General features: G+C 68.5%; 1 protein-coding gene and 1 pseudogene. One reads left to right on the plus strand and one right to left on the minus strand.

Annotated features, from left to right (window positions below):
• Positions 1-193 (minus strand): annotated as a pseudogene (locus tag WA805_RS24075) (TrmH family RNA methyltransferase); the annotation flags it as partial.
• 189 nt (positions 194-382) lie between these two features.
• Between WA805_RS24075 and WA805_RS24080 the strand changes: the two are divergent.
• The coding region (locus tag WA805_RS24080) for a putative Ig domain-containing protein (protein ID WP_425243469.1) at positions 383-2,013 on the plus strand (1,631 nt) is incomplete at its 3' end.

A 2,013-nucleotide genomic window follows, 5' to 3' on the forward strand; every position in this document is an offset into this window, starting at 1 on the left:
GCCGGCCGCGCCCCAGCAGCACGGAACGCACCGGGTATCCCGCCGCGACCGCGCGGCTGATGACCTTCGACCCCTCCGCGATGAACAGGCCGTGCTCCGCCTCCAGGTGCGTGCGCAGCGAGACGTCCGTCAGCCGCGTGTAGTCCGCCAGCCGCGGGTCGCCGGCGCTGTCGATACATACGGTCCGGGGCACGACCCCAGTCTGGCGTACCGCCCCGCCCCACGAGTCATGGCGACGGAGCGAGGGTCACCACGGGCCCGTTCAGAAGAAGAAAAATAACGATAAGTACAACATTGATGCGAAGTGGTTGCACTTGTGGGAATCTCTGCCCCATGGCTGGCGGCTGGGCTGGCCGTGGCTGCATGAGCGGGAGAGATCCAAGTGAAGATCCGGACTTTGCTGACCGTCGGCGCGGCCGCAGCGGTCGCTACCGCCACCGCCCTCGCAGCGCCTGGTATTGCGAGCGCGGCCAACGGCCCCGCGCCCGCCACCAACGTCGTGCAGCCCGCCGCCTCGGCCTCATTCGATAGCAGCTCGGGCACCGTGGCCACCGGCTCGGTCTCCGGCGTTATCCCCGCGCGCGGGAGCAGCCTCAAGAGGAACGCGGCGCTCGCACCAGCCAGCGCCGGCACCAGCACCAGCACCAGCACCAGCACCAGCCACGCGGCCGCCGCCGTGTCCTGCGGGACCGAGCCGGACTGCAACCTGCCCTACGGTGGCGGCCCGGTGCAGCACACGCCGCACGTGTACCTGGTCTTCTGGGGTCCGAAGTGGGGAACCTCGACCTACACCGCCACCGAGAACTTCGTGAAGAGCTTCTTCACCGATCTCGGGCAGCCGTCGGACTACTGGTCGACGACCGTGGAGCAGTACGGCGACAAGACCGGCCACCCGACGTTCGGCAAGGGGCTGCTGGTCAGCACGTACTGGGACAAGAACACCCCGGAGAAGTCGGTCACCAACACCAACCTCGGCACCGAGGCGGCGGCGGCCGTCAACTGGCTGCACATCACCGACACCAACGACGCCGACGTCGTCATCGCCGCGCAGCAGGGCACCTGCTTCGCGGCCAGCGGCGGCGTCACCTTCGCCGGCAGCTGCGGGACACCCCAGGCGAGCGGCTACTGCGCCTTCCACGACTGGGACGTCAACACGGCGAACTCCAGCCTCCACCTGCCGTGGGAAAACCTCCCCTACCAGCCGGACGCCGGGGTCGGCTGCGGCCAGGGCTTCATCAACACGCCCGGCACTGACGACGGGTACAGCATCACCGGCGGGCACGAGCTGATGGAGGCCATCACCGACCCGATAGGGACCGGGTGGCTGGACAACGCCGACACCATCAGCGGCGGCGAGGTCGCCGACAAGTGCGCCTGGGGCGGCCAGCTCTGGGGCGACAACGACCCGTACGGGAACGTCAAGATCGGCCCCGGCACGTTCGCCATGCAGAGCCTGTGGAGCAACGCGGTCACTGGCTGCGTCATGAGCGGCATCCTCCCGCTCTCCGTCACCACGCCGGCCACCCAGACGGCCACCACCGGCAAAGCCGTCAGCCTCAAGATCACGGCCTCGACCGGCAGCGCGCACACGCCGTTGACGTACACGGCGTCCGGGCTGCCCGGCGGGCTGTCCATCAACAAGTCCACCGGCGTGATCAGCGGCACCCCCAACGTCACGGCGGGCACGTTCACGTCCAAGGTCACAGTCGCCTACTACACCGGCTGGCACACGATCACGTTCGGCTGGCAGGTGAGCTCTCCCACCGGGGAGATGAAGGGGTACGACTCCAAGTGCCTCGGTGACTACAACGGCAAGACCACCGTGTTCAACAAGATCGTCATCTGGACCTGCACCGCCGGCGCCGCGCAGAACATCACCTTCGCGGCGAACCGCGAGCTCCTCGTGGTCGGCGGGTGCGTCACGGGCGCGACGACCGCGGTCCTCGGGAAGTGCGCAGGGGCCACCAGCCAGGAATGGACGCGTCAGTCCAACGGTGAGTACGTGCTGAAGTC

This window comes from Trebonia sp., from assembly GCF_049794275.1.
Classification (GTDB): Bacteria; Actinomycetota; Actinomycetes; order Streptosporangiales; family Streptosporangiaceae; genus Trebonia.